Source organism: Cryobacterium sp. MP_3.1, assembly GCF_035984795.1.
Taxonomy (GTDB): Bacteria; Actinomycetota; Actinomycetes; order Actinomycetales; family Microbacteriaceae; genus Cryobacterium; species Cryobacterium zongtaii.
Genome location: NZ_JAXCHV010000040.1, coordinates 22,153 through 28,663, shown reverse-complemented (window position 1 = coordinate 28,663; position 6,511 = coordinate 22,153). Strand labels below are relative to the sequence as shown.

6 protein-coding genes are annotated in these 6,511 nt (G+C 61.3%); all 6 read left to right on the top strand.

Annotation, left to right across the window (positions count from 1 at the left end; translation table 11 throughout):
- Positions 1 to 47 precede the first annotated feature (47 nt).
- The 6 genes from RCH12_RS17080 to pilM all read left to right on the top strand — a co-directional run bounded on the left by RCH12_RS17080 (position 48) and on the right by pilM (position 6,407).
- Positions 48 to 527 (top strand): type II secretion system protein, encoded by a 480-nt coding sequence (locus RCH12_RS17080; protein ID WP_327017667.1) that lies wholly within the window; start codon positions 48 to 50, stop codon positions 525 to 527.
- A gap of 113 nt (positions 528 to 640) precedes the next feature.
- A complete protein-coding gene (locus RCH12_RS17075; protein WP_327017666.1) occupies positions 641 to 2,011 on the top strand; it encodes a type IV pilus modification PilV family protein in 1,371 nt (456 codons plus the stop codon).
- Positions 2,008 to 2,700, top strand: coding sequence for a PulJ/GspJ family protein (locus tag RCH12_RS17070; protein WP_327017665.1), 693 nt, complete (start codon positions 2,008 to 2,010; stop codon positions 2,698 to 2,700). Before RCH12_RS17075 ends, RCH12_RS17070 begins: the two co-directional genes overlap by 4 nt.
- Positions 2,700 to 4,478, top strand: a complete 1,779-nt coding sequence (locus tag RCH12_RS17065) for a hypothetical protein (protein ID WP_327017664.1) — start codon at positions 2,700 to 2,702, stop codon at positions 4,476 to 4,478. Before RCH12_RS17070 ends, RCH12_RS17065 begins: the two co-directional genes overlap by 1 nt.
- Complete coding sequence (locus tag RCH12_RS17060; protein WP_327017663.1) at positions 4,475 to 5,320, top strand: prepilin peptidase; 846 nt, start codon at positions 4,475 to 4,477, stop codon at positions 5,318 to 5,320. Before RCH12_RS17065 ends, RCH12_RS17060 begins: the two co-directional genes overlap by 4 nt.
- Positions 5,321 to 5,357: 37 nt before the next feature.
- Positions 5,358 to 6,407 (top strand): type IV pilus assembly protein PilM, encoded by a 1,050-nt coding sequence (pilM, locus tag RCH12_RS17055; RefSeq protein WP_327017662.1) that lies wholly within the window; start codon positions 5,358 to 5,360, stop codon positions 6,405 to 6,407.
- Positions 6,408 to 6,511: the final 104 nt, after the last annotated feature.

Sequence of the window (6,511 nt, the reverse complement as noted above, 5' to 3'; positions counted from 1 at the left end):
CGAGGAATATGAAAGCAACTACTACGCTGAAACAAACGGCCCGATAAATATCGAAGCCGCCAACAAAACGGCGGCATGAAACCCGGGACGGTTCAAACCCCGAAGAAAACCAAAAAGGTTTCACCCTGATCGAACTCCTGGTCGTGGTGATCATCATCGGCATCCTCGCCGCCATCGCCATCCCGGTGTACTTGGGTGTGCAGGACAATGCCAAGGACAGCTCGGCGCAGTCCGACGTCTCAAACCTCAAGACGGCCGTCGTTAGCATGCAGACGGGCACAGGCACACTCCCAACGGCTACCGCCGTGATCACCGCTGGCGTGCCGACCACCGAAGCGGGCAACGCCGGCGCATCCAAGGGCGCGAACACCTCCGCGCTGAGCTACAAGGCGGGCACCGGCAGCGCATTCTGTGTGGCCGGAAAGAGCACAAGCTCCGGCGCTTCCGTCTTCTACGCCCTTGAATCGGGTGGGGTTGTAAAGCTAGTCTCACCGGCTACTCTTCCAACTGCTTGCACGGCTCCGTAGCAGTAGATAGGCCCGAAATGCGTCGGGCGCACCATGTGGGGTGTTGCAGTATGCGGCACCCCACGCGGTGAGAAGAGCCGCACCTTGCACTAAACAACGCCAGGAGTTGTGACATGAGTTGGATCCGTGCTCGACTCGGGGACGGTCACATTCGGCAGTCGGGTCTCACTCTCATCGAGATCATCGTTGCCATGATGGTGTTCGCCATGATCTCGGTGTCGGTGGCATATGCCCTTACGTTGTCGCTCACGATGGGCAGCGATAACCGCTCCCGCACCGCGGCAGCCAACTTGGTCGCGCAGGAAATCGACCTCAGCCGGGCCGTCGAGGATCTCTTCACGCTGGTGGACGCCGACAAAACGTCCACGATGAACGGCACGACCTTCTACATTCACCGCACAACCAACTGGGTCACGAGCACGAGCGCCGACGCCACCTGCGGGTCCGGCGGTGGCCAACTCAAGTACAAGCGTGTCAACGTCTCCGTCACCTGGGCTGGTATGCGAGCGTCCACGCCCCCGGTTCGCGCCGACACAGTAATCGCGCCCGGTACCCGAATCAATAACCCGACGCTGGGAACCATTCTGGTATCCGTGCGCGGCGCATCGGGAGCTGGCAACGCTGGTGTAACAGTCACGGCCGCCCCGGCCACTCCTGCAGCGGGCGCCGTGGCTCTGACCGATACCCCTGAGCCGACAGATGCTCAGGGCTGCAGCTATATTCTCAAAGTTGTACCCGGGAACTATAACGTGTCGATCACGGCGGCCAACTCTGTCGACGTGAATCAGAAGGCCACCCCGTTGACCTTCGTTGGCGTTACTGCCGGCACGGCAGCGTCGGTGTCATTTCAATACGATAGGTCCGGTGCCTACACCGTCAATTACGCGTCCAACGCCCCCGCGGGTTCGACCGTGATTCCGACGAACCTGGACACCACGTTCAAGAGTACATACCCCCTCTACACGCCGTCAGCCGCGACTAACGCCCTCTCCAAGGCGTTCGCGCTGCACGCGTTCCCCTCCGGTTACCGAGTCTTCAGTGGCAAGTATGTTGCGCCAGGCGCCAGTTTGCCCGGGTGCCTTTCGCCAGACCCCGCCGAATGGACCACTCCCGGCGCAGACGGTGCGGTGGGCCCTGTTGTTCCGGCCGTAGCGACGGTGCCTGGAGGTAGCGTGGCGACCGCGGTGCCGATGGGACTGGTCACGGTTGCCGGGCTCAACGGGCAGTTTCTCAAGGCGATCTCGCAGGCCCATGCGCCGGGAACGGGAGCAGCGGGCTGTGCGGACACCATGACATACACCTTCGACAAGCTCACCAACGACTCGGTCTCGGTAGCTCTCCCGTATGGGGTCTGGAAACTTTACCGAGGCAGTACCTCAGCTACCGCGACGATTTCGGTCTCGACCGGCCTGACTGCGCCGCCGCCGTCGACCGTGTCGGCTGGCCTCCTGACTCTCGACCCGCGAATTGTGGTGGCCCCGTGATCACCGCCGGCCGGCGCCGATTGACGGGCGGCGAGCAGGGCCTGAGCCTGGTAGAGCTTCTGGTGGCGATGCTGTTACTCGCAATCGTGGCCACGATGATCTCCGGCCTTTACTTGAGCACCATGCGAACAGTGTCGCAAACGCGCATGGTGAGCGCCAACAGCCGTGAGGCGTCGAACGGCATGAACGAGGTATCGCGGGTCATCCGCGCCGCGACAGAAAATCCGGTCTCCGGAGCGGCCAACCAGCCGGCGCTCGAATCGGCACTCCCGGAGTCGGTCACTCTCTATGCCTACATCAACTTGGTGTCCTCCGCTGAACTGCCAGTGAAGATTCGGCTCTCCCTGGACACCAGCCGTCGGCTGATCGAAACGCAGTGGCCGGCCATCGAGTCGCCCATCGGCTCGGGCTTCTTCGCCTTTTCGCCCACGTCGAGCTCGACGAGGATCATGGCAGGAACGGTTGCGGCGCCGAGCGGCAGCGCGCCTTCCCTCTTCACCTACGTGCTCAAGGACGGAACTGAACTCACAGCGCCTTCCGCTGGGCTCACCCTGGACCAGCGAGATACGATCGCCGCGGTGAAGGTCACCATGACCCTCCAGGGCAGTGCAACCGACTCTCGATCAGCGGTGACGCTTCAGAACACCGTCGGCATGCCCAACGTCCCAGTCTTCCGGACGGGGCCCTGATGCTCACGATCAATCGCATTTTCGCTCGTCTCCGCGTGGCCGGCACAGATGACGGTGTCGCCCTCCCTATGGTGATCGGTACCGGGATGGTCATGCTGATTCTGGTGACAATGGCCTTGACGACGTCCGTGAGCGGACTCATCAAGGCCAACTCCGACCAAAACTGGAGCGCAGCAGGCTCCGCTGCCTATGCGGGTGTTGAGGAATACGAGAGCCGGCTGGCAAACGACAATGCATACATGATCTATGGCAACTCGGCCGCACCGTTCAGCAACACCAGTACATTGAGCCTCCCAACTGGCACCCAGGCCAACCCTGCCTTCGGCGTGGGGGCGACCGGAACTTGGGGAGTAGTCGAAGGCAGTGGAGGGCGGGCCTCCTACCGTTACGAGGTGGACACCTCGCAGTACTCTGACTCTGGCATCCTGCGCATTCGCGCCACCGGCCGGGTAGGGGACGCCACCCGGTCCATCGTCGCCAACTTGAAACAGCAAGGTTTCATTGACTTCCTCTACTTCACCGACTACGAAATTCAGGATCCCGATCAAAACGGTGACGACGTGGCAACCTGCGAAAAGTATGCCTGGCAGGGTCGGCCCGGACCCAACCCGCCCTACAGTCAGTGCAGTGATATTGCGTTCGGCAATGGTGACGTCATTAACGGGCCGCTGCATTCCAACGACACCCTCCGGGTCTGCCAGGCAACCTTCAACGGAATCGTAACCACCTCCAACAACCCCGCGACCGGCCTGCGTTACCTCAAACGGGATTCGAATGGCGCCACCTGCACCGGTCAGGTCTTCTCTAAGGGCAACCCGACTTATAGCCCCAAAATAGCCATGCCCCAGACGAACTCGGAGATGAAAGACGAGACCCGCTCCGACCTGCCGATCGCCGTGGTGGCTGTGCCCGGATGCCTGTACACGGGGCCCACAAGCATCACCCTCACCAGCGATGGCAAGATGACCGTGAAATCACCGTGGACGAAACAGACGAATGTGGCTGGGGATCCGGCAACGTCCGGTACAACACCGGCCGTATGTGGTAATCCGGGAGCCGGCACCAACGGGTTAGCTTCCTCCACCGGCGCGACAATCGATGTGCTAGACCGCAATCTGATCTTTGTGCAAAATGTTCCCACGACTGTCGGGAATCCGAACACCTGGCCGACCAGCGGCACCTTGATGTACCCCAGCGGGTATTCGAACTCCGTTTGTGCAGCCGGAAACGGCATCGGGTATCCGCGAGCCAGCGAGTTCGTCGACTCGATCTCGTCTTCCTATGGCTGTAGAAACGGCGATCTTTTCGTGCAGGGTACGCTACGCGGCGCTATGACTCTCGCCGCGGAGAACTACGTCTACATCACCGGCGACGTCACCTACGCGACTCCGCAGGATGACGTGCTCGGACTTGTGGGCCAGAACGCTGTGTGGGTGTGGAACCCCGTAAAGTACTCGAGCAGATCGTACTCAGCGCTCCTTGGCAACGATCGAACGATCAATGCGGCCATCCTTTCGGTTTCGCACACCTTCCAGGTGCAGAACTATGACCGCGGAGGCAGCCAGGGCATCTTGACCGTGAAAGGAGCAATCTCCCAAAAGTTCCGGGGAATTGTTCGCAGCGGTACCAACGGGTATACAAAGGCCTATGGCTACGATGACCGATTCCGTTACGTCGCGCCGCCGAAGTTCCTTTCGCCAGTGTCGACCACCTACGGCGTGAACGTCGTGGTCGAGGTGAAGCCGGCCTTTACGGCTAAGGGAGTGCCGATTCCGTGATCGAGCCGTTGTTGGCCAGTTTTGCAGTCCTCGTTACGGTGCTAAGCTCCGTGCTTGGTCTAGCCGTCGGATCGTTTCTGAACGTCGTGGTGTACAGGGTGCCGTTAGGTATGTCGGTCGTCACCCCGCCCAGCTCCTGCCCTCGCTGTGGCGCGGCCATCACCTCCCGGGACAACATTCCTGTGCTGTCCTGGGTTCTGCTTGCCGGCAAATGCCGTAGCTGTCGTACGGCAATCTCAGTACGCTACCCACTCGTCGAAGCTGGAACGGGTGCGGCGTTCGTTGCTGTCACATTGGACCTGATCTCGGACGAGCCGACGAGTGGACGCGGAATCACGAGCGGTTTGCTGGTTCTGGGTGCGTACCTCTACCTAGCAGCCGTGAGCATCGCGCTGGCCTTGATCGACGTTGACGTGCATCGTCTCCCGAATTTGATCGTGTTGCCGGGGTATGTCGTCGGCACCGTCCTGCTTTCACTGGCTGCACTGTCATCGGGCGATCTCGGGCCGCTCCTGCGTGCCGGCATTGGCCTAGCGGCGATGTGGTTCGCATACTTCCTGATGGCGATCGTGTACTCCGGCGGTATGGGTTTCGGCGACGTTAAGCTTGCGGGAGTTCTCGGGCTGTTCTTGGGTTACTTGGGCTGGGGAGAGCTGGCAGTTGGATCATTCGCGGCGTTCCTTCTCGGCGGTTTCTACGCCGTCGGACTGCTCGTCGCTCGACGGGCGACGCGAAAGAGTGGTATTCCGTTCGGTCCCTGGATGCTGGCCGGCGCGTGGGTGGGAATCTTCTTTGGTGACCGAGTGTGGGACGGTTACTTGACGCTTCTGGGAGCGGTATAGCAATGAAGGACTTCATCAGCAATAGAGGAGCACTCAAGTGGCCACGAACGTCGTAGGGATTGACATCGGCACGGTGTCGGTGCGCGCTGTTGAGGTGAGCAACCCGGGCAAGTCGCAGCCGACGCTGCTGCGATACCACGAGGTTCCACTGCCGGTGGGATCGGTGAGCCGGGGCGAAGTCGTCGACATCGAGGCAGTAGCCGCGGTCTTGAGGCAACTGTGGTCGGCAGGACGGTTCAAGAGCAAGAACGTGGTGCTTGGCATGGGGAACCAGCGGGTGCTCGCCCGCGAGTTGTCTGTGCCGAAAATGCCGCTGGCACGCATTCGGGAAACCCTGCCCTTCGAAGTGCAGGACATGCTGCCGATCCCCGTCGTTGAGGCTGTCCTCGACTTCTACCCGATCGCGGAGGTGGAAGGCGAAAATGGGCCCATGGTACGCGGCCTCCTCATCGCTGCAATCAAGGCGGCAGTCCTGGCCAATATCAAGACCACCGCCCTCGCGGGGCTGACCACAATCGACGTTGACCTTATTCCCTTCGCGCTGAGCCGATTGCTGCTTTCCCGTCCCGGCGTCGAGGGCACGGTCGCCCTGGTCGATATCGGGGGGAGCACTACGAGTGTCGTCATTGCCACCGACGGCGTTCCGCAGTTTGTCCGAATCATTGCCACCGGCGGTGATGACATCACCCAGGCGCTGGAACGTGACTTCGAGCTAGAAGCCGCCCAGGCCGCCGACCTGAAGCGACGTCTTGGTCTGGCGGTGGGTGCGGTGGCTGCCGTGGACAAGGTAGCGGTCGAGGTGATTTATAGAATCGCGAAAGAGCAGCTTTCGAGCCTCCGTAACACCATCAACTATTTTGTCAACACTCGCCCCATGGACTCGGTGCGCCTAATCGTGCTGAGCGGGGGTGGCGCACAATTGCGCGGCCTTCCAGAGGCGCTGGCTGAAATGACCCGCCTGTCGGTTGTCGTTGGCGACCCGCTATCAACCGTCGTTTTAGCGCACGAGCTTGACACCAAAGAACTGCTAACCAACGTGTCTGCCTACTCGGTGGCCCTCGGCCTCGCACTCGGTCGTGCCGCGTGAGTCGGGCAGCGAACAACGACTCGCTGGTGGTCGGAGGCGAACCGACCGTAGACCTGCTCCCGCCGGAAGTGAAAAAGGAGCGGGCCGCCACTGCGGTCCGTCGC